General features: G+C 67.5%; 15 protein-coding genes. 11 read left to right on the top strand and 4 right to left on the bottom strand.

All coding sequences use genetic code 11. From position 1 onward, the window contains the following. Positions 1–14: 14 nt before the first annotated feature. Positions 15–2,492: a TonB-dependent receptor gene (locus tag CYU89_RS14935; protein WP_296282203.1), complete on the top strand. Its 2,478-nt coding sequence runs from the start codon at positions 15–17 to the stop codon at positions 2,490–2,492. A 108-nt stretch (positions 2,493–2,600) separates the two neighbouring features. Here the strand turns inward: CYU89_RS14935 and CYU89_RS14930 are convergent, their stop codons facing one another. Next, entirely contained in the window at positions 2,601–3,821 is a 1,221-nt protein-coding gene (locus tag CYU89_RS14930; protein WP_296282201.1) for an HD-GYP domain-containing protein, read from the bottom strand. A gap of 323 nt (positions 3,822–4,144) precedes the next feature. Here CYU89_RS14930 and CYU89_RS14925 point away from each other — a divergent pair, with 323 nt between their 5' ends. From CYU89_RS14925 to CYU89_RS14915, 3 genes are all read left to right on the top strand, one after another. Then, entirely contained in the window at positions 4,145–6,571 is a 2,427-nt protein-coding gene (locus CYU89_RS14925; RefSeq protein ID WP_296282199.1) for a methyl-accepting chemotaxis protein, read from the top strand. 205 nt (positions 6,572–6,776) lie between these two features. Then, positions 6,777–11,222, top strand: coding sequence for a PAS domain S-box protein (locus tag CYU89_RS14920; RefSeq protein WP_296282196.1), 4,446 nt, complete (start codon positions 6,777–6,779; stop codon positions 11,220–11,222). A 4-nt stretch (positions 11,223–11,226) separates the two neighbouring features. Continuing rightward, a complete protein-coding gene (locus tag CYU89_RS14915; RefSeq protein ID WP_296282195.1) occupies positions 11,227–12,252 on the top strand; it encodes an HD domain-containing phosphohydrolase in 1,026 nt (341 codons plus the stop codon). Between the two features lie 45 nt (positions 12,253–12,297). On the opposite strand, the gene cydX is transcribed toward CYU89_RS14915, so the two are convergent. Genes cydX through CYU89_RS14900 form a run of 3 tightly spaced genes read right to left on the bottom strand, consistent with a single transcriptional unit; the run spans position 12,298 to position 15,162 of the window. Continuing rightward, positions 12,298–12,420, bottom strand: a complete 123-nt coding sequence (gene cydX, locus CYU89_RS14910; protein ID WP_296282194.1) for a cytochrome bd-I oxidase subunit CydX — start codon at positions 12,418–12,420, stop codon at positions 12,298–12,300. Positions 12,421–12,432: 12 nt separating this feature from the next. Next, a complete protein-coding gene (gene cydB, locus CYU89_RS14905; RefSeq protein ID WP_296282193.1) occupies positions 12,433–13,578 on the bottom strand; it encodes a cytochrome d ubiquinol oxidase subunit II in 1,146 nt (381 codons plus the stop codon). A gap of 12 nt (positions 13,579–13,590) precedes the next feature. Beyond that, positions 13,591–15,162 carry a cytochrome ubiquinol oxidase subunit I gene (locus tag CYU89_RS14900; protein WP_296282192.1) on the bottom strand — a complete coding sequence of 524 codons (1,572 nt, stop codon included), beginning with the start codon at positions 15,160–15,162 and terminating at the stop codon, positions 13,591–13,593. Positions 15,163–15,363: 201 nt separating this feature from the next. Between CYU89_RS14900 and ccoN the strand changes: the two genes are divergently transcribed. From ccoN to CYU89_RS14865, 7 genes are all read left to right on the top strand, one after another. Beyond that, positions 15,364–16,803, top strand: a complete 1,440-nt coding sequence (ccoN, locus tag CYU89_RS14895) for a cytochrome-c oxidase, cbb3-type subunit I (RefSeq protein WP_296282191.1) — start codon at positions 15,364–15,366, stop codon at positions 16,801–16,803. A 12-nt stretch (positions 16,804–16,815) separates the two neighbouring features. Then, positions 16,816–17,436: a cytochrome-c oxidase, cbb3-type subunit II gene (gene ccoO, locus CYU89_RS14890; RefSeq protein ID WP_296282190.1), complete on the top strand. Its 621-nt coding sequence runs from the start codon at positions 16,816–16,818 to the stop codon at positions 17,434–17,436. Between the two features lie 18 nt (positions 17,437–17,454). Continuing rightward, a complete protein-coding gene (locus CYU89_RS14885; protein ID WP_296282189.1) occupies positions 17,455–17,580 on the top strand; it encodes a cbb3-type cytochrome c oxidase subunit 3 in 126 nt (41 codons plus the stop codon). Further along, positions 17,577–18,512, top strand: coding sequence for a cytochrome-c oxidase, cbb3-type subunit III (gene ccoP, locus CYU89_RS14880; RefSeq protein WP_296282188.1), 936 nt, complete (start codon positions 17,577–17,579; stop codon positions 18,510–18,512). The genes CYU89_RS14885 and ccoP overlap by 4 nt, the downstream gene beginning before the upstream one ends. Next, on the top strand, positions 18,509–18,805 hold the full coding sequence (locus tag CYU89_RS14875) for a hypothetical protein (protein ID WP_296282187.1): 297 nt from the start codon (positions 18,509–18,511) through the stop codon (positions 18,803–18,805). Before ccoP ends, CYU89_RS14875 begins: the two co-directional genes overlap by 4 nt. Before the next feature lie 82 nt (positions 18,806–18,887). Beyond that, a complete protein-coding gene (locus CYU89_RS14870) occupies positions 18,888–20,480 on the top strand; it encodes a 4Fe-4S dicluster domain-containing protein (protein WP_296282186.1) in 1,593 nt (530 codons plus the stop codon). Next, entirely contained in the window at positions 20,477–20,992 is a 516-nt protein-coding gene (locus tag CYU89_RS14865; RefSeq protein ID WP_296282185.1) for a FixH family protein, read from the top strand. The genes CYU89_RS14870 and CYU89_RS14865 overlap by 4 nt, the downstream gene beginning before the upstream one ends. Positions 20,993–20,997 lie beyond the last annotated feature (5 nt).

Below are 20,997 nucleotides of genomic sequence, written 5' to 3'. Positions count from 1 at the left end.
GAGAGGTGAGCTGGATGAGTACGCGCAACAGAAGAAAACCCGGGCGGCGCGATCCGTCGACCCTGGCGAGGTTCCCGTTGACCGCCGCGATCTACCTCGCGTTCGGCGCCACGGCGATGGCCCAGGACGCGCCCGCCACGCCGCCCGCCGAGGGTGAGCGCGCCGCGGCGACGCTGGATACCGTCACGGTGACCGCGCAGAAGCGCGTGGAGAACCTGCAGGAAGTGCCGATCAGCATCCAGGTGCTGGGAACGGAACAACTGAAGAACCTCAACGTCACCGATTTCGATGACTACGTGAAGTACCTGCCCAGCGTGTCGTACCAGTCGGCGGGACCGGGCTTCGCGCAGATCTACATGCGCGGCGTGGCCAGCGGCGGCGACGGCAACCACTCCGGGTCGCTGCCCAGCGTGGGCGTGTACCTGGACGAACAACCGGTCACCACCATCCAGGGCCCGCTGGACATCCACATTTACGACATCGACCGCGTCGAGTCGCTGGCCGGCCCGCAGGGCACGCTGTACGGCGCCAGCTCGCAGGCCGGCACGCTGCGCATCATCACCAACAAGCCCGACCCGACCGGTTTCGCCGCGGGCTATGGACTGGAAGTGAACAGCGTCAGCAACGGCGGCATCGGCCACATCGCCGAAGGCTTCGTCAACCTGCCGATGAGCGAGCGCGCGGCGATCCGCCTGGTGGCGTGGAACAAGCACGATGCCGGCTACATCGACAACGTGTATGGCACCCGCACGTTCCCGTCGTGGGATGCGGATTCCGGCGGCAACGGCACCATCGACAACGCGGACCGGGTGAAGAAGGACTACAACGAAGTCGACACCACCGGCGCACGCCTGGCGCTGAAGGTGGACCTCAACGACAGTTGGTCCATCACGCCGACCATCATGGGACAGCAGCAAAAGGCCAAGGGCGCGTTCGCCGTCGACCCGCAGGTCGGCGACCTCGCACTGACGCATTTCTACCCGGAAAGCTCGGACGATCGCTGGTGGCAGGCGGCCCTGACGGTGGAAGGCAAGGTGGGCAACTTCGACCTGACCTATGCCTTCGCGCGCCTCAACCGCGATGTCGACGTGGAGCAGGACTACAACGACTACGCGTTCTGGTACGACACGCTGGCGGCGTACGGCGCCTATACGTGTTCCGACTTCGACCCGGATACGTTCACCTGCGCGCCCGGCTCGCTGGTCAACCCGTCGCAGTACATCCAGGGCGTGGACGGCTACAAGAAGACCAGCCACGAACTGCGCATCGCCTCGCCGACCGAGAACCGCCTCCGCTTCGTCGCCGGCGTATTCATGCAGGACCAGGAACACGACATCGAGCAGCGCTACAAGATCGATGGCCTGTCGCCGGTGCAGTCGGTCACGGGCTGGCCGGACACGATCTGGCTGACCAAGCAGCTGCGCCAGGACAAGGACAAGGCCGTGTTCGGCGAAGTGAGCTTCGACATCACCGACAACCTGACCGCCACCGCGGGCGCGCGCTGGTTCGAGGTCGACAACAGCCTGAAGGGCTTCTTCGGTTTCGCCGACTGGGGCTGGGTATCGAGCTACGGCGAAGTGGCCTGCCCGGACGGTGCGCCGACCTTCAATGGGGCGCCATGCAGCTTCTTCGACAAGCGGGTGAAGGAGAACGGCCACATCGGCCGCGCCAACCTGACCTGGCGCATCGACGACACAAAGATGATCTACGGCACCTGGTCGGAAGGCTTCCGCCCCGGCGGCATCAACCGGCGCGGCACGCTGCCGCCCTACCTGTCGGACTACCTGACCAACTACGAGTTCGGCTGGAAGACCACGTGGGCCGACAACAGGCTCTCGTTCAACGGCTCGGTGTTCCGCCAGGACTGGGAGGACTTCCAGTTCTCGATCCTCGGCGCCAACGGCCTGACCGAGATCAAGAACGCCAACCAGGCGAAGATCAACGGTGCGGAAGCATCGCTGGCGTTCGCGGCCACCTACAACCTGCAACTGACGGCGGGTGCGGCGTTCTACGACGCCGAACTGACCGAGAACTACTGCGGCTTCACCGACGACGACGGCAATCCGGTCACCGACTGCGCCGACCCGGAAGCGCCGACGGGCACGCAGCTGCCGGTCACGCCGAAGTTCAAGGGCAACCTGACCGCGCGCTACACGTTCGACGTCGCCGGCGGCGAGGCGTTCCTGCAGGGTGCGGTGGTGCATGTCGGCGAACGCACTTCCGACCTGCGCATCGCCCAGCGCGAGATCCTCGGCGACCTGGACGCCTACACCACGGTGGATGTGTCGGCCGGCTTCCGCCGCAGCAACTGGAAGGTCGACGTGTACGTGAACAACCTGTTCGACGAGCGCGGCGAACTCAACCGCTTCACCCAGTGCGCGGAATCGGTGTGCGGCGCAGCGGGCGTGGTGCCGGAGTATCCGAACGGACAGGTCTACACGGTCGTCTCGCAACCGCGCACGATCGGCGTCCGGTTCTCGCAGGACTTCTGAGGCCGGACGCGACGGATCGCGACAGCGAAAGCCCCGGCGGACGCCGGGGCTTTTTCTTTCATGCCGGCATGGCACACGCGCCCGCTCATGATCCGCGCAGGCGCATCGTCAGGGCATCCACAGTTTCTCCAGGTCGCGGAATCCCCATGCCTGCGCCGACTCGATACCGATGATGCGGTCGTTCGACGTGCCCAGGTCCAGGTCGCGCCTGAAGACATGCGACCGCGATCGCGCGGAAAAGAAGACCCGGACACGGGGAGGCGCCAGGGGGTGCTCTCCCGGTGCAACGACAACCGCCAGCAGGTCGGACGCAAGCCGCACGAGCGACCCGACCGGATAGATGCCCAGCACGCGGACCAGGCTCTTCAGCACCAGGGGATCGAAGTGTCCCTGCCACGACGCCATCCGGCGCAGCGACTCGGCAGGGTCCCATCCGGCCTTGTAGGGCCGGTTCGAGGTGATGGCGTCATAGACATCGCACACCGCGCTGACGCGGGTGAGCACGGGCAGCTCTTCGGTCGCAAGCCCGTCCGGATAACCCTTGCCGTCCATGCGTTCATGGTGGTGGCGCACCACGTGCAGCACGTCGGCGTCCTCCAGCCCCGCATCCCGCAGCAGCCGCTCGCCAGTGGCGGGATGGTCGCGCATGAGCGTCATCTCCTCGTCCAGCAGCTTGCCAGGCTTGTTGAGGATGGCGAGCGGTACATGGGCCTTGCCCGTGTCATGGAGCAACCCCGCAATGGCCGCACGCTCGCGCTGGTGGTCGGGCAGGGCCAGGTCGCGCGCGACCGCCGACATCAGGCCCGCTACCGCGACACTGTGCAGATAGGTGTAGTTGTCTGCCGTCTTCAGCCGCGCCAGGCTGACCAAGGCCAGCGGATTGCGGGAGACCGACGCGTCGATGCGTGCGGCAAGGTCGCGCGCGCCGTCCAACTCGATCGCGCGCCCCATCCTCAGTTCGCCGAACATCGCCTCCACCAGCGCGCGTCCGTCATCGCAGATCAGGCGCGCGCGTGCCAGTTCTTCGCCCATCCCGGCACGTGCCTGGGCAGCACCTTCCTGCGGCGGTGGCTCGGCGGCGAACGCCAGCACGGCTTCGTCCGCGCACGGAGTCGTGCGACGCATGCCGCCGTCGCTCGCCGCCTCGACATCGCCACCGCGATCGGTGTCGATGTCCACCTGGCCTATCGTGCTGGCGAGCAACGCCTCCACGTCATCCTGGTCCACCACGAAGCGGGTGCGCCAGAACGGATGCTGCAGCCACGGCCCATGCAGCTTCACCACGTACATGCCGGCTTTCAGCGACTGTGTCTCGATCGTCTTCAGCACCCTGCCCGCTCCCCGCCTTCTTCCTCTGCCAATGGGAATAGCGGCGCAGCGCGAGGCGGTTGAACCCCGCGGCGGGGCAGGACTTCAACATGGTAATCACGATTACTTGGCTCCTGCGCGGACGCCGGACGCCACGGAAAACCGGCGCTTTCCCTTCTTTTTCAAGGGATTGCGCCGGACGATGGCGTTTCCGGCCGCGCGCCTTCGCCCCTCGTCCTTGCACCACCCCCTCCGAAAGTCTGAGCAGGGCCGCCTCAGGTTCTCACCGGCACGCCGCTAATGCCTGCGAAGAAGACCAGACGACCGAAGAGACGGACACGAGAATGAATGCCTTCCTTGCTGCATGGAACAACCGCACGACCGCTTTCAAGCTGACCCTGATCTGCTGCCTTTCCACCGTCGGCATCCTCGTGCCTTCGGTGTCGTACCTCGCGCAGCTGCGAGAGCAGCTGGCGGTGAATCGCACCGAGCTCGCGAGCATGCCCGCGCTGGAGGAACTGCTGGGCGTGGTCAGTGCACTCAACCTGCGTCGTGGTGGCGATGCACGGACGACCGACGTACAGGCCGACATCACCGCCCTGTACGAAAAAGCGGTCGCATCCGCCGCCGCCCAGCCCCATCTGAATGACAGTCACGCCAGCATCGAGAAGCTGGCCCAGGAGTGGCGCACCCTGCGCGACCTCGCCCACGATGACCCGTCGATCGCCGAACATGTCGAACAAGCCCTGCAGGCGGTCGAGACGCTCGGTGACGAGAGCCTGTTGGTCTACACACCGCACCCCGAGAGTTACCACCTGATGCTGGGCACGAGCCAGTCGCTCCCGCGGGCCGCCAGCGCACTGGCCGACGTACTGGGCGACATCCATCGCCGTGGTCCCGGCGTGGCCGATGCGCATCGGGAAGTCCTGCTCGACATCTTCCATCAGGAACTGGGCGGCTACGTGCGGGAGATGGACAAGGCCCTGTCGTTGACGGGCACTGCGACGCCTGCCCTGCGCTCCGCCCACAGCGCGGTCAAGGACGCCTACGCCGGCGACGATGCCCAGGCGGATCCGGCGACGCTCGCTGCGCTTGCAGCAAGACTCGCCGCCATCGAAGACGCCGCGCTCGCCGAACTGGAGTCCCAGTCGTCTGCGCACCTGCGCGCGGCGCGCGCGAAGACGTACGTCGGGGCGGCCATGGTGGCGCTGATCCTGGCGCTCGTCGTGGGCGCGTCCTGGTACACGGTGCGCGCGATCACCCGCGGCATCCGCCATGCCGCCAAGGTGGCCAGCCGGATCTCGTCGGGCGATCTCGACACGCCCATCCCATCGCGCTATCGCGACGAGGTGGGCCAGCTTCTCATGAGCATGCGCGACATGCAGTCGACCGTCCATCGCGTGGTCGCGTCGCAGCGCGAGATGGCGGCGAAGCATGAAGAGGGCACCATCAGCTTCCGATGCGACGACAGCGCGTTTCCCGGCGGCTTCGGCGAGATGGTGCGCGGCACCAACGAACTGGTGGCATCGCACATCCACGTCAAGATGCGGCTCGTGGAAGTGATCCAGCGCTACGCGATCGGCGACCTGTCGGTCGACATGGACGTACTGCCCGGCGAGAAGGCCGTGCTCACCGCGGCGATGGACGAAGCCAAGCGCAACCTTCAGGCGATCAACGCGGACATCAAGCGCCTGGCGGCCGCCGCGGCCGCGGGTGATTTCTCGCAACGGGGCCCGGCCCACGCATACCAGTACGACTTCCATGACATGGTGGCCAGCCTCAACCGGCTGATGGACACCACCGAGGGCAATCTTGCCGCGTTGTCCGCGCTCCTGAAGGCGGTGGCCGAAGGCGACCTGACGCATACCATGCGGGGCGAGTTCCACGGCGTCTTCGCGACGATGCGCGACGACGCGAATGCCACCGTGGACCAGCTCAAGCGCATCGTGTCCGGCATCCAGGATGCCACCCACTCCATCAATACCGCCGCGAGCGAGATTGCCGCGGGCAACTCGGACCTGGCACGCCGCACCGAGATGCAGGCGGCCAACCTGGAAGAGACGGCGGCCTCGATGGAGGAGCTGACGTCCACCGTGCGCCAGAACGCCGACTCGGCGAGGCAGGCGAACGCGCACGCCCTGTCCGCCTCGGGCGTCGCGGCCGACGGGGGCCAGATCGTCGGCCGGGCCGTCGAAACGATGGCGCAGATCGAACAGTCCTCGCGACGCATCTCGGAAATCATTTCGGTCATCGACGGCATCGCCTTCCAGACCAACATCCTGGCGCTCAACGCCGCGGTCGAGGCGGCCCGGGCGGGCGAACAGGGTCGCGGCTTCGCCGTGGTCGCCAGCGAAGTGCGGACGCTCGCGCAGCGCTCCGCCATGGCCGCGAAGGAGATCAAGCAATTGATCGAAGCGTCGGTGGACAGCATCCGGGACGGTTCCGCGCTGGTCGGTGAGGCGGGCGACTCGATGGTCAACGTGGTGGCCGCGGTCCAGCGCGTCAGCGGGATCATGGCCGAGATCGCCGCGGCCTCGCAGGAGCAGGCGGCCGGCATCGACCAGGTCAACGGCTCGATCATCCAGATCGACGAGACCACGCAGCAGAATGCAGCGCTGGTCGAGGAGGCCTCGGCAGCGGCGCGCGCGATGGAGCAACAGGCGCGCGACCTGGGCCTCAGCGTCGCCACATTCAAGACCACCGACGATGCGTCCGCAGGCAACGGTGGCACACGCAGCCGACGTCGCGTGGAGGAAGCGCTGAGCGCCTGAGCCGCACGCCGCCCCCGCTGCATGCGCGCGCTCCCGGGAGGACACGCCGCCTTGAGCCTCGACTCACAGTAGCCTAGAGTGGGGCGGTCGTGCTTGCCGCGGCCCTCCCGCAGGAGGGCCCATGTCCGGGAGACATGCGGAGGACTGCATGGGGGAGCAAGGAACACAGGGAGCTGTTCCACGACGGTCGCATGCCCGCCGTTGGGTGGCGTGTGCCCTGTGCCTGGCGGTCCTGGCGCTTGCGATCATGGCGGGCGTGCTGCAGCACCGTGCCAACGAGCGTCGCCAGGCCCAGCGGTTCGGACAGGTTGCGGATGTCGCGGCATCGGCCCTGCGGGGGCATCTCGCCGCGTTCGAACATGGCCTGCGCGGCGCGCGCGGCGCGATCATCGCGGCGGGTCCACAGCTGGATCTCGGCCGGTTCCGTGCCTACAGCGCATCGCGTGACTATGCGAAGGAATTCCCCGGCATCCGCGGTTACGGCTATATCCAGCGGGTCTCCGCGCAGGACGAGGCGGGGTTCATCCAGGTGGCGCGGGAAGACGGCGTACCCGACTTCACTGTGCATGGGCTGGCACCGAACGCGGGCGAGCGCTTCGTCATCCGCTACCTGGAGCCGACCGCGCACAACGAAGAAGCGATCGGCCTGGACATCGCCTCCGATCCGGCGCGTCGCGACGCGGCGCTCGCCGCCGCGCGCAGTGGCCGGGCCACGCTGTCGCGTCCGATCACGCTGGTGCAGGAAGTCGGACGCGCCCGGCATGGCTTCCTGTTGTTGCTGCCCATCTACACCCCCGGACTTCCCCTGGACTCGCCCGAGACGCGCTGGGCGGCGACCCAGGGGTGGGCCTTCGCGCCCCTGACCATCGACGCCGTCCTGCAACGGATCGAGCAGGCGGAGGGCGCGTACGCGCTGGCGCTCTCGGATGCCGGCGAGGACGGCGGTAGCCGCCCCTTCTACGCCAGCAGCGACTTCGCATCGCTGCACGACGCGACCCTGCGCGCGGAGCGTGGCCTGCACATCCATGGGCGCGACTGGATCGTGCATTTCGCCGCGAAACCCGCCTTCGTGCGGGGACTCGGCCTGCCCTCGCCCTGGCTCGTCGCGGCGGCCATCGCGGGACTGGGCCTGTTGAGCGTGACGGTGTGGTACCTGGTCGCCACGGCGCGCGAGCGGCGCCAGGCGGTCGACCGTGACCACGCCCAATGGGCCGCGCTGGTGTCCGGCTCCACCGAGGCGATCATCGCCTGCGACGGTGCGGGTCGCATCACGCTGTGGAACGACGCGGCCGCACAGACGCTCGGTTACACCGCCGCCGAGGCGCTCGGTCGCGCGATGTCGGACGTCCTGATCGACGAGAGCGGGAAGCCCGCGTTCGATGGCCTTTCCACCGCCCTGGAAGGCGCCGCACTGCGGTTGCGCCGCAGGGACGGTGCGATCACCGATGTGCTGGCAAGCCTGTCTGTCCTCAGGGATGCCGCCGGCAATGCGCAGGGCGCTTCGCTTTTCCTGCGCGACATGTCACGCCACGTGCGCGCGGAGGAGCAGTTCCGGCGCGTCGTGGAAGCCTCACCCAGCGCGATCCTGATGGTCGACCAGGCAGGTCGCGTCCAGTTTGCCAACGCCAAGGCCGAGGAACTGTTCGGCTATGCCCGCGAGGAGCTGCTGGGCCAGCCGATGGAGCGCCTGCTGCCCGAGGACGTGCGCGGCCACCACGCAGGTTACATCGCGCAGTACTTCGGTGAACCGCAGGCGCGTCCGATGGGAGCGGGCCGCGATCTGCACGGCCTGCGGCGCGACGGCACGCGCGTGCCGATCGAGATCGGCCTGAATCCCATCCACACTACCGAGGGACGGTTCGCACTCGCGTTCATCATCGACATCACCGAGCGCAAGCGCCACGAGGAAGGCATCATGCGCCTCAATGCCACGCTCGAGCAGCAGGTGCTCGAACGCACCGAGCAGATCCGCACCTACTCCTCGCGGCTCGGCGCGATCCTGGAACATGCCGGCTACGCCATCGTCGCCACCGATCCGCAGGGCCGCATCACCCTGTTCAACCCGGCGGCCGAACGGATGCTCGGACACATCGCCGCCGACGTGACCGGCGGCGACACCAGCATCGATATCCTTCACGATGACGCCGAGTTGTGGTCACGCTCGCTGGCGCTCTCGGCTCGCCACGGCGTCCATGTCGGCGCGACGTTCGCCCAGATTGCCGGCCTTTCCACCGCCGAAGACAGCGACATCGCCGAGTGGACCTACGTGCGCCGCGACGGCACGCACTTGCAGGTGGCCCTGAATGTCAGCGCCCTGCGCGACGGTCAAGGCCAGGCATCGGGCTTCCTGGTGATGGCCTCGGATCTGACCGAGCAGAAGCGGCGCGACGCGGAGCTGCACGAGGCCATCGGTGCCGCCGAACAGGCCAACCGTTCCAAGAGCGATTTCCTGGCCAACATGAGCCATGAAATCCGCACGCCGATGAACGCCATCCTGGGCATGCTGTACCTGCTGGACCGGGTGGATCTGCCGACCGTCGCGCAGGACATGATCCGGAAGATCAACCTCGCCGCGCGCTCCCTGCTCAGCATCATCAACGACGTGCTGGATTTCTCGAAGATCGAGGCCGGCCGCATCGACGTGGAGGAAGCGCCGTTCGACCTGGCGGAAGTGCTGGACAACGTGGCCACGCTGATGGGCTCGGCCGTCGATGCGCAGACCGTGGAGATGCTGGTATCGCCCGTACCGGAGGGCGCGCGCCACCTGCGCGGGGACGCGCTGCGCCTGGGCCAGGTGCTGGTCAACCTGGTCAGCAACGCCATCAAGTTCACCGACCACGGCGAGGTGTCGCTGGGGGTGCATGCGCTTCCCGGTAGCGATCCGGGGACCGTGCGCCTGCGATTCGTGGTGAGCGACACGGGTATCGGGATTCCACCCGAGAAGCAGGCGATGATCTTCTCCCCCTTCTCGCAGGTCGATTCGTCGACCACGCGCCGCTTCGGGGGTACCGGCCTCGGACTGAGCATCTGCAAGCGGCTGGTCGCACTGATGGGCGGCACCCTGCACGTGGACAGCACGCCCGGCGAGGGAAGTCGCTTCCATTTCGACCTGGCGTTCCCGCTGGCGGATGCGCCCGGGGACGCCATGCCGTATCGCGGCCCCTGGCACGTGCTGGTGGTGGACGATCACGACATGGCGCGCGAGCACCTGAGCAGGGTCATCCGCGGATTCGGCTGGACGGCCGAGGAGGCGGAATCCGGCACGCAGGCCATCACGCGCGTCACCTCGCCCGACGCGGCGCCCTGCGACGTCGTGCTGATGGACTGGCAGATGCCCGGCGGAGACGGCCTGAGCGCTGCCGCGGACATCCGTGGCCGCCTGCAGACCACGCAGCAGCCCATCATCATCATGGTGACGGCGTTCGAGCGCCGGCTGGTCGATCATGAGCCGCACCGCGACACGGTCGACGCCGTGCTGACCAAGCCGGTGACGGCCTCCATGCTCTACAACGCCATCAACGAGGTGCTGGCCCAGCGCGATCCCGGCCTGCGTGGTCATCGTGCCGCACCGCCCTCCGGCCGGCGGCTCGCGGGCTATTGCCTGCTGGTGGTGGACGACAGCGAGATCAACCGCGAAGTCGCGCAACGCATCCTGGAAGGCGAAGGCGCACGCGTGACCCAGGCCTGTGACGGCCGCGACGCCCTGGATCTCCTGCGCGCCGCTCCCGACCGCTTCGATGCGGTGCTGATGGACGTGCAGATGCCGGTGATGGACGGGTACGAAGCCACGCGACGCATCCGTGCGCTGCCCCTGCTGGCGGACCTGCCGGTGATCGCGCTCACCGCAGGCGCTTTCAAACCGCAGCAGGACGCGGCGCTGGCCGTCGGCATGAATGCCTTCGTCGCCAAGCCCTTCGAAGTCCCGGACCTGATCGCCGCCATCACGCAGTGCGCACCCACGCCGGCACCGCGCGAAACCGCCTCGCCCTTACCCGGAAATGCGCCGGCCGACTCCGCGGGGCCCGTCGCCGTACCCGAGAACATCGATCCGCAACTGCTCGACGTGCAGCGCGGCCTGGTGTATTGGCGCGAAGAGGGCCCCTACCGGCGCTATCTGATCCAGTTCGCGCGCCGCTACGGCACCTTCGTCGAGACGCTTGAAGCCACCCTGTCGCGGCACGACACGATGCTGGCGTGTGCCGACGTACACCGGATGCGCGGCGCGGCCGCGTCGCTGGCGATGCCCAGCCTGGTCGCCCTCAGCAGCGACATCGAGGAGCAGCTGCGCCAGGGCGCCGATGTGGGCGACCTGCTGCCCGATCTGCGGCTCATGCTTCGGGAAACGCTGGATGACGTCGCCCACTACGTGCAGGCCGGCCACCCCTCGCCCGCCACCGCGCCAATCGCCGTGGCCACCGATCCCGTCATCGCGCTCGAAGCGCTGCTGGCGGCCCTGGACAGCGACGACGCCGACACCATCGAGCGCGCGCTGGACGCGGTTCCCGAAACGGTTCCGGAAGACGCCCGCCGCCGCCTCGCCGTGCATGTCGAGGAGTTCGACTACCGCGCCGCGGAGACGGAAGCGAAGGCGCTGCTGGCGCGACGGATGGCGGATGCCTCCGATCCACCCCCGATCCCGAGCGAGGACTGAAGGCATGCCGAACGGACCGATCCTCTGCGTGGACGACGAGCCGAACAACCTGGCGCTGTTCCGCCAGATCCTCGGGAACGACTACCGGCTGGTATTCGCCCGCGACGGCGACCAGGCGATGCGTGCAGCCGAAAAGCACGCCCCCAGCCTGGTGTTGCTGGACGTGGAGATGCCGGGGATGGACGGCTACGAAGTCGCGTGGGCGCTGAAGGCGCGCCCGGCGACCGAGCACATCCCCATCATCTTCGTCACCGCGCTGGACCGGGAGGTGGACGAGCGGACCGGCTTCGCATGCGGCGGCGTGGACTACATCACCAAGCCCGTTTCGCCGTTCATCCTGCGCGCGCGCGTCAACACGCATCTCTCGCTGGTGCGGACCTCCGCATTGAGCAAGAGCTACGAGGACGCCATCCAGATGCTGAGCGTGGCCGGGCACTACAACGACTCGGATACGGGCGCCCACATCTGGCGCATGGCCGCCTACGCGCGCGTACTCGCCGAAGCCCTGGGATGGGAGACCGACAGGGCCCGGCTGCTGGAACAGGCCGCGCCCATGCACGACACCGGCAAGATCGGCATTCCGGACGCGATCCTGAAGAAGCCCGGGAAACTCAATCCGCGCGAATGGGACGTCATGCAGCGCCACACGCTGATCGGTTTTGAAATCCTCAGCCGCAGCAAGGCGCCGCTGTTCGAACTGGCGGCAGAGGTCGCCCTGGGCCACCACGAACGCTGGGACGGGACGGGCTATCCCCACGGACTGGCGGGCGACCGCATCCCGGAGTCGGCGCGCATCGTGGCGATCGCCGATGTGTTCGATGCCCTCGCCAGTCGTCGTCCCTACAAGGAGGCCTGGCCGGTGGACGTGGTGGTCGCCAAGATCATCGAAAGCCGGGGAACGCATTTCGATCCGGCGATGGTGGACGCTTTCGTGGCCTGCCTGCCAACGATCCTGGACGTGAAGGCGTACTGGGACCGCCAGGAAAGCGAAGCGACGGGCGCACAGGAGGCGATCCGGGAAGACGCGTGAGCGCATCCTTCCCGCGCGCGTCGCGCCCGCTTGGGCGGCAGGACACTACACGGGCGGACGAGCCGCGGGGTCGTCGCGGTCCTGTTCGCGCATCTCGTACCACATGCCGTTGAGGATGGCGAAGCTCGCCGCCAGTCCGGCGCCCAGGATCCAGCTGAAGTACCACATGCGGAAACCTCCTCAGTACGCGTTCGGGTTGCGCCCCATGCCGTCCTGGTCGACCTTGCCGCGCAGCACGCGGAAGACCCAGGCGGTGTAGAGCAGGACGAGGGGAAGGAAGACCGCCGTCGCCAGCAGCATGATGAACAGCGTCATGTGGCTGGACGACGCATCCCACAGGGTCAGGCTGGAGCTGGCCTGCGTGGACGACGGCAGCAGGAACGGGAACGTCGCCACGCCTTCGGTCAGGATGATGCCGACGATGCTGATCGACGACGCGAGGAACGCCAGCCCCGCGCGCCCGGTGCGCAGCAACACGGCGCTCGACAGCGCGCCCGCCACACCCAGCAGCGGCAACAGCCAGGCGACCGGCCAGCGCGCATAGTTGTCCATCCATGCACCGGGCTGCGCCAAGGCGATCTTGGCGAGCGGGTTCGACGGGCCGGCGATATCCACCGCGACCTGCAGCGCGTACCCATCGATGCGCGCAACCCAGAGGCCGCCGATCACGAACAGCGCCGCCGTCGCCAGCGCCGCGAGGCTGCCGTAGCGCCGCGCACGCTCGGCGATGGCGCCGGAGGTCTTCATCGCCAGCATGCCGGCGCCGTGCATCACCAGCATCGCCACGCTGACCAGGCCGCACAGCAGCGCGAACGGCGTCAGCAGGCCGAACAGTCCGCCTTCGTAGAAGATGCGCAGCGTGTCGTCGAAATGGAACGGCACCCCCAGCAGCACGTTGCCCATCGCCACGCCGAACACCAGCGCCGGCACCAGCCCGCTGGTGAACAGCGCCCAGTCCCACGCGGCGCGCCAGCGCGGATCGGGCACCTTGCTGCGGAACTTGAACCCGACCGGCCGCAGGATCAGCGCGAACAGGATCAGGAACATCGCGATGTAGAACCCGGAGAAACTCACGGCATACAGCGGCGGGAATGCGGCGAAGATCGCACCGCCGCCGAGGATCAGCCAGACCTGGTTGCCTTCCCATACCGGGCCGACGACGTTCAGCACGATGCGGCGTTCCTCATCGGTCCGCGCGACGGCGGGCAGCAGCGTCGCGATGCCCAGGTCGAAGCCGTCCATCACCGCGAAGCCGATCAGCAGGATGCCCAGCAGCAGCCACCAGATCAGGCGCAGGGTGCCGTAATCGAGGGGAATCGTATCCATGGTGGTCTCCCGTCAGCCCGCCGGGGCCGGTTGTGGCACGCCTTCCGCATCGGGCCGGGGCAGCAACAGGTGCTCGGGGCCCTTGAGGATCAGCTTGCGCATCAGCCACACCTCGATGACGGCCAGCACCGTGTAGATCAGCACGAAACCGCTGAGCGTGATGATGATCTGGTGCAGCTTCAGTCCCGAGGCCGCCAGGAAGGTGGGCAGTACGCCGTCGATGATCCACGGCTGGCGACCGTACTCGGCGATCAGCCACCCCGCCTCGATCGCCAGCCACGGCAGCGGCAGACTCCAGAACGCCACTTTGAGGAACCAGCGGTAACGGTCCAGCCGCTGCCGGCTGGCGAGGTAGAACGCGACCGCGAAGAACGCGATGAAGTAGAAGCCCAGCCCGGCCATCAGGCGGAAACTCCAGAACAGCGGCGCCACGTGCGGAATCGTGTCGTGCGCGGCCTTCGCTATCTCCTCCTCGGTCGCGTTGCCGATGTCCTCGCGATAGCGCTTGAGCAGCAGCGCGTGGCCGATGTCGCGCCAGTGCGCCTCGAAGACGTAACGCGCGGTGCCGTCGTTGCGGTTGGCGCGCAGCTTCTGCAGCGCCTCGTAGCCCATCAGTCCATTGCGGATGCGACCCTCCGCGCGCTCCACCAGGTCCAGGATGCCGGGCATCTCGGTGTTGAACGAACGCGTGCCGATCAACCCCATCACGTAGGGGATATGCAGGGCGTAGTGGTTGGTCTGGTGCTTCTGGTCGGGAATGGCGAAGGCATTGAAGCCGGCCGGCGCGGGTTCGGTCTCCCACATCGCTTCGATGGCGGCGAGCTTCATCTTCTGGTGCTCGCTGGTGGCGTAACCGCTCTCGTCGCCCAGCACGACGACCGACAGCGCCGAGGCCAGGCCGAAGCTGGCGGCGACCGCCATCGAGCGCTTGGCGAAGTCGGCGTTGCGACCGCGCAGCAGGTAGAACGCGCTGATCGCCATCACGAACATGGCGCCGGTGACATAGCCGGCCGACACCGTGTGGACGAACTTCGCCTGCGCCACCGGGTTGAAGATCACCGCCATGAAATCGGTGATCTCCATGCGCATGGTCTCGGGGTTGAAGACCGCACCGACCGGGTTCTGCATCCAGCCGTTGGCCACCAGGATCCACAGCGCGGAGAAGTTCGACCCCAGCGCGACCAGCCACGTCACCACCAGGTGCTGCACCTTGCTCAGCTTGTCCCAGCCGAAGAAGAACAGGCCGATGAAGGTCGCTTCCAGGAAGAACGCCATCAGGCCCTCGATGGCCAGCGGCGCGCCGAAGATGTCGCCGACGTAGTGGCTGTAGTAGGACCAGTTCATGCCGAACTGGAACTCCATCACGATGCCGGTGGCCACGCCCATGGCGAAGTTGATGCCGAACAGCGTGCCCCAGAACAGGGTCATGCGCCGCCAGATGTCGCGCCCGGTCATGACGTAGACGCTCTCCATGATCGCGATCATGAAGGACAGCCCGAGCGTCAGCGGGACGAACAGGAAGTGGTACATCGCGGTGAGCGCGAACTGCAGCCGGGACAGTTCGACGACGGTCATGTCGGGCATGGGGGAGCTCCTGGGACCTTGCAGGGGATTCTAGACCCGTCCGTCGGATCGAGGGGCGCGACCTTGTGTCGCATCCCGCGCGCGCCCCTATCCTCCCTGCGGTCGCCCTCCCCCGGGGACAAACGGGGGGCTTGATCAGGATCAATGCGGTCCCGGCACGCCGGGCCGAGAATTCCGTCGTGGAAAACCAGGAGAGGCCGCGTGCAAAGCGTGCAGGGGACATATAACGACAAGGTGGTGCGCCAGTTCACGGTGATGACCGTGGTCTGGGGCATCGTGGGGATGCTGGTGGGCGTGCTGATCGCCGCCCAGCTGTACTGGCCGGCGCTGAACTTCGACCTGCCGTGGCTGAGCTACGGCAGATTGCGTCCGCTGCATACCAACGCGGTGATCTTCGCATTCGGCGGCTGCGCCCTGTTCGCCACCAGCCTGCACGTGGTGCAGCGGACCAGCCACGTGCGGCTGATCTCCGACAGGCTGGCGGCGTTCGTGTTCTGGGGCTGGCAGCTGGTCATCGTCGCCGCGGCGGTGTCGCTGCCGCTGGGCCTGACCCAGGGCAAGGAATACGCCGAACTGATCTGGCCGATCGACGTGCTGATCGCGGTGGTCTGGGTGTCCTACGCGGTGCTGTTCTTCGGCACCATCGCCAAGCGCGCGGTCAAGCACATCTACGTGGCGAACTGGTTCTTCGGCGCCTACATCATCGCCGTGGCGCTGCTGCACATCGTCAACAGCCTGGCCCTGCCCAGCGGCCTGCTGCACTCCTACCCGGTCTACAGCGGCGCCGTCGATGCGATGGTGCAGTGGTGGTACGGCCACAACGCGGTGGGCTTCTTCCTGACCGCCGGCTTCCTCGGGATGATGTACTACTTCGTGCCGAAGCAGGCCGGCCGGCCGATCTACTCCTACCGCCTGTCGATCGTGCACTTCTGGGCGCTGATCGCCATCTACATGTGGGCCGGCCCGCACCACCTGCACTACACCGCACTGCCGGACTGGGCGCAGAGCCTGGGCATGGTGTTCTCGCTGATCCTGCTGGCCCCCAGCTGGGGCGGCGCCATCAACGGCGTGATGACGCTGTCGGGCGTGTGGCACAAGCTGCGCACCGACCCGATCCTGAAGTTCCTGATCGTCTCGCTGTCGTTCTACATGATGTCGACCTTCGAGGGTCCCATGATGTCGATCAAGACGGTCAACTCGCTGAGCCACTACACCGACTGGACGATCGGCCACGTGCATGCCGGCGCCCTGGGCTGGGTGGCGATGATCACCATCGGCTCGGTCTACGCATTGCTGCCGAAGCTGCTGGGCCGCGAGCAGATGTTCTCCGTCAAGGCCATCGACACGCACTTCTGGCTGCACACGCTGGGCGTGGTGTTCTACATCGCCTCGATGTGGATCGCCGGCGTCATGCAGGGCCTGATGTGGCGCGCCACCAACGCCGACGGCACGCTGACCTACAGCTTCGTCGAAGCGCTCAACGCTACCTACCCCTACTACCTGGTCCGCCTGGGCGGTGGCCTGCTGGTCTTTTGCGGGATGTTGCTGATGGCCTGGAACACCTGGAAGACCTTCCAGGCAGCCAGGTCCGTCGCGCCGCAGCCGATCCTGCAGCCCGATGCCAGCCAAGCGCGCGCCTGAGGAGCCGACGACATGAGCAACGGAAATTCGCACGAGAAGATCGAGAAGAACGTCGGCCTGATGGCGGTGCTGATCGCGGTGGCGGTGTCCTTCGGCGGCCTGGCCGAGATCGTCCCGCTGATGTTCCAGGCCGAGGCGATCAAACCGCTGGAAGGCGTGAAGCCGTACCCGGCGCTGCAACTGGCCGGCCGCGACATCTACATCCGCGAGGGCTGCTACAACTGCCACTCGCAGATGGTGCGCACGCTGCGGTTCGAATCCGAGCGCTACGGCCACTATTCGCTGGCCGGCGAATCGGTCTACGACCGGCCGTTCCAGTGGGGCAGCAAGCGCACCGGACCGGACCTGGCCCGCGTCGGTGGCCGCTACTCCGACGACTGGCACCGCGTGCACCTGCTGAACCCGCGCGACGTGGTGCCGGAATCGAACATGCCGTCCTTCCCCTGGCTGGAAAACGCCCAGGTCGATGGCGCCGAGGTGGCCCAGCGCATGAAGACGCTGCAGCGCATCGGCGACCCGTACACGGACGACGAGATCAACAACGCCGCCTCCGAGGTCGAAGGCCGCACAGAACTGGACGCCGTGGTCGCCTACCTGCAAGGGCTGGGCAAGGCCGCGCCGAGGGGAGGCTGAACCATGGTTTCGGGGATCGTGACAGGGGCACTAATCGTGCTGTTCATCGCCGGCTGGGTGTGGGCGTGGAGTCCGCGCCGCAAGGCGGATTTCGAGGATGCGGCACGCATGCCGCTGGGTGAGGAAGGGGAGAACAACCCATGAGCGCAGGCTGGATCTGGTTCATCGTCGCGCTGGTCGTGCTGAACATCCTGGGCTGCGTGTGGCTGCTGTGGTGGACCGGACGCCGTCGTCCCGGCGACCCCGCACCCGAAGACACCTCGCACGTGTGGGACGGCGACCTCACCGAGTACAACAAGCCGCTGCCGCGGTGGTGGATCAACCTGTTCTACATCACCATCGTCTTCAGCATCGCGTACATCGCGTGGTACGGCGGGCTGGGCGTCATTCCCGGTTATGCCAAGTGGTCGTCCGCCGGCGAGCACGACGACGCGAAGGCGGTGCAGGACAAGAAGCTGGACGCCACGTTCGCCCCCTTTGCCGGCCAGTCCATCGATCAGCTGGCCAAGGACCCGAAGGCGCTGGCGTTGGGCCGCTCCATCTTCAACAACACCTGCGCCACCTGCCACGGCTCGACCGCCCAGGGCGCGGTCGGTTATCCCAACCTGACCGACGGCATCTGGCATTGGGGCGGCACGCCGGACCTCGTGCTGCAGACGGTGCTGGACGGCCGCGAGGGCGTGATGCCGGAATGGGGAACCGCGCTGACCAGCATGGGCGGCCCGAACGCCGTCGATTACGTCATCGCCTACGTCAACGTGCTCGGCGATCCGCAGGACGGCATGAAGAACAACTACATGGCCGCGCAGGGCAAGCCGCTGTACGACGGCCTGTGCGTGGCCTGCCACGGCGTCGACGGCAAGGGCAACCAGGAACTCGGCGCGCCCGACCTGACCGACGACTACTGGCTGTATGGCAACAGCCGGGACAGCATGCGCACCACCATCACCCGCGGACGCCATGGCGTGATGCCCGCGCATCGCGAACTGCTGGGCGAGACACGGGCACGGCTCGTGGCCTCGTATGTCTGGTCGCTTTCGCACAGGGAGGGGCAAGCGACTGCCGGCGCGCGATGACCGACTTCACCGAGCCCCGCTTCGACCATCCGCCCCGGCCGCTCGCGCAGCGCGTCGGGGCGGTGCTCTGGCCCAGCTTCTTCGCCGCCGGCGTGGCGACGATGGTGTTCTTCGCCTTCGTCGACCCGCTGACGCTGCGCGACATGACCTTCCCCGACCTGGCGATCAGCCGCGAACTCGGCTACACGCTGGGTTTCTTCATGTTCTGGCTGGCCACCGCCGCCAGCAGCCTGTTCACCTGGATCCTCCTGCGCCCGGCCAGCCGGTTCAACCGCGCGCTGCCGCCGGACTGAGCGCGCGCCGCCTGCGACAAACCGTCGCTCCCTCGCACGCGCGCGCGGCGCGAGCATGACGCCAGCCAAGACAGACACCGCCATGTCCACGCCCGCCTCGCCCCCTTCCCCTGCCCCCGACAGCAAGCGCCGCATCCCGCTGGATGTGGTGGATGCGCAGGGCAATTCGTTCTACGTCAGCGAACGCAAGGTGTATCCGCGCGACGTGGCCGGCCGGCTCAACCGCCTGCGCGTGGCGGCCGTGTGGTGGCTGCTGGGCATGTACTACGTGTTCCCTTGGCTCACGTGGGACGACCGCCAGGCCGTGCTGTTCGACCTGCCCGCCCGCAAGTTCTACGTGTTCGGGCTGGTGTTCTGGCCGCAGGACTTCCTGTTCCTGGCCATGCTGCTGATGATCGCAGCGATGGCGCTGTTCTTCTTCACTGCGCTGGCGGGACGGCTGTGGTGCGGCTACGCCTGCCCGCAGACGGTGTGGACGGAAGTGTTCCTGTGGATGGAGCGCTGGACCGAAGGCGACCGCAGCGCGCGCATCAAGCTGGATGCGGCGCCGTGGAGCGCCAACAAGCTGCTGCGCAAGGGCGGCAAGCACGTGCTGTGGGCGGTGTTCGCGCTGTGGACGGGCTTCACCTTCGTCGGCTTCTTCACGCCCATCCTCGATCTCGGCGCGCGCCTGTGGCCGTTCGCGTGGGGAGGCTGGGAAACCTTCTGGGTCTTCTTCTACGCGCTGGCCACGTGGGGGTTCGCCGGCTTCCTGCGCGAGCAGGTCTGCAAATACATGTGCCCGTACGCGCGCTTCCAGAGCGCGATGTTCGACCGCAACACCCTGATCATCGCCTACGACCCGATGCGCGGCGAGCCGCGCGGTCCGCGCAAGCGGGGCCTGGGCAGCGTGCTGGAACGCGCGCGCGGGCTGCTGGACCAGGTCACCGCCTACGACTACGTGGTGCGCGCCAACGCGCATCCCAGCGCGGCCGACCAGCGCCTCGGCGCGCACGGCACCATCACCTTCGCCGGCGCGGGCGCGGTGATCGAGCCGCTGCCGAAATTCGTTTCCGAGCAGCTGGGCGACTGCATCGACTGCACGATCTGCGTGCAGGTGTGCCCCACCGGCATCGACATCCGCAACGGCCTGCAGTACGAGTGCATCGCCTGCGGTGCGTGCATCGATGCCTGCGACGACGTGATGGACAAGATGGGCTATCCGAAAGGGTTGATCCGCTACACCACCCAGAACGCCATCGACGGCAAGCCCTCCAGGGTGCTGCGGCCGCGGATCCTCGCGTACGGCGCGCTGCTGCTGGCGCTGGTGATGGCCTGGGGCTGGGGCGTGTTCCACCGCGACGTGCTCATCGCGGAAGTCCTGCGCGACCGCAACGCGCTGTACCGCGAAGTGGCCGGCGGCCAGGTCGAGAACAGCTACACCCTCAAACTGGTCAACAAGGACCAGCAATCGCATCGCTATGTCGTCATGCTGTCGTCGGCCTCGCCCGGCATCCGCCTGCGCGGCGGCGAGCTGGCGGTGCGTGCCGAGCCCGAGGAGGTCCTGTCGCTGCCCGTCGCCGCCACCGCTCCCGCCAGCCTGCGCGGCCGCCATGCCGTGACGTTCACCGTCCGCGACGTCGATGCCGGCACCGAGAAGACCGTGGACAGCAGCTACTTCGGACCGATCCAATGACCACGAAACCCGACGCCCCCGCTTCGCGCCCGTTCTGGAAAGAACCGATGGTGTGGCTGGTTTGGGGCCTGCCGCTCGCCTCGGTCGTCGCCGGCATCTGGCTGGTGATCACCGCCGTGCGCGCGGGCGGGGCCGATCCCGTCATCGACGACGTGCAGCGCGTGTCGCAGATCCAGACCACCGACCTGGGGCCCGACGAACGCGCGCGGCAGCGCAAGCTGAGCGCTCTGGTGCAGATCCGCCCGGACCACGTGGCGCTGACCGCGGTGACCGGCGACTTCGCACGCGAGGCCTCGCTCGTGCTGGTGCTGACGCATCCCACCGACGCTGCGCAGGACCTGCGCCTACCGCTGGCGCGCACGACCCGCGGATGGACGGCGCCGGCGCAGATCGACACGCGGCACGACTGGAACCTGCAGCTCGCGCCCGAGAACTCCCACTGGCGCATCCGCGGCCGCCTGCAGAAGGACATGCAGGCCGCGAGGCTCGCACCGTCGCTCGGAGGCGGCTGAGCCCT

The sequence above is a fragment of the Pseudoxanthomonas sp. genome (assembly GCF_002863005.1).
GTDB lineage: Bacteria > Pseudomonadota > Gammaproteobacteria > Xanthomonadales > Xanthomonadaceae > Pseudoxanthomonas_A.
This window is presented reverse-complemented; position numbering and strand designations above follow the sequence as displayed.

Excerpts from the sequence above, each read along its gene's own strand:
- CYU89_RS14935 (WP_296282203.1), top strand. The coding sequence starts at position 15 with ATGAGTACGCGCAACAGAAGAAAACCCGGGCGGCGCGATCCGTCGACC.
- CYU89_RS14925 (WP_296282199.1), top strand. The coding sequence starts at position 4,145 with ATGAATGCCTTCCTTGCTGCATGGAACAACCGCACGACCGCTTTCAAG.
- CYU89_RS14915 (WP_296282195.1), top strand. The coding sequence starts at position 11,227 with ATGCCGAACGGACCGATCCTCTGCGTGGACGACGAGCCGAACAACCTG.
- cydX (WP_296282194.1), bottom strand. The coding sequence starts at position 12,420 with ATGTGGTACTTCAGCTGGATCCTGGGCGCCGGACTGGCGGCGAGCTTC.
- cydB (WP_296282193.1), bottom strand. The coding sequence starts at position 13,578 with ATGGATACGATTCCCCTCGATTACGGCACCCTGCGCCTGATCTGGTGG.
- CYU89_RS14900 (WP_296282192.1), bottom strand. The coding sequence starts at position 15,162 with ATGCCCGACATGACCGTCGTCGAACTGTCCCGGCTGCAGTTCGCGCTC.
- ccoO (WP_296282190.1), top strand. The coding sequence starts at position 16,816 with ATGAGCAACGGAAATTCGCACGAGAAGATCGAGAAGAACGTCGGCCTG.
- ccoP (WP_296282188.1), top strand. The coding sequence starts at position 17,577 with ATGAGCGCAGGCTGGATCTGGTTCATCGTCGCGCTGGTCGTGCTGAAC.
- CYU89_RS14875 (WP_296282187.1), top strand. The coding sequence starts at position 18,509 with ATGACCGACTTCACCGAGCCCCGCTTCGACCATCCGCCCCGGCCGCTC.
- CYU89_RS14870 (WP_296282186.1), top strand. The coding sequence starts at position 18,888 with ATGTCCACGCCCGCCTCGCCCCCTTCCCCTGCCCCCGACAGCAAGCGC.
- CYU89_RS14865 (WP_296282185.1), top strand. The coding sequence starts at position 20,477 with ATGACCACGAAACCCGACGCCCCCGCTTCGCGCCCGTTCTGGAAAGAA.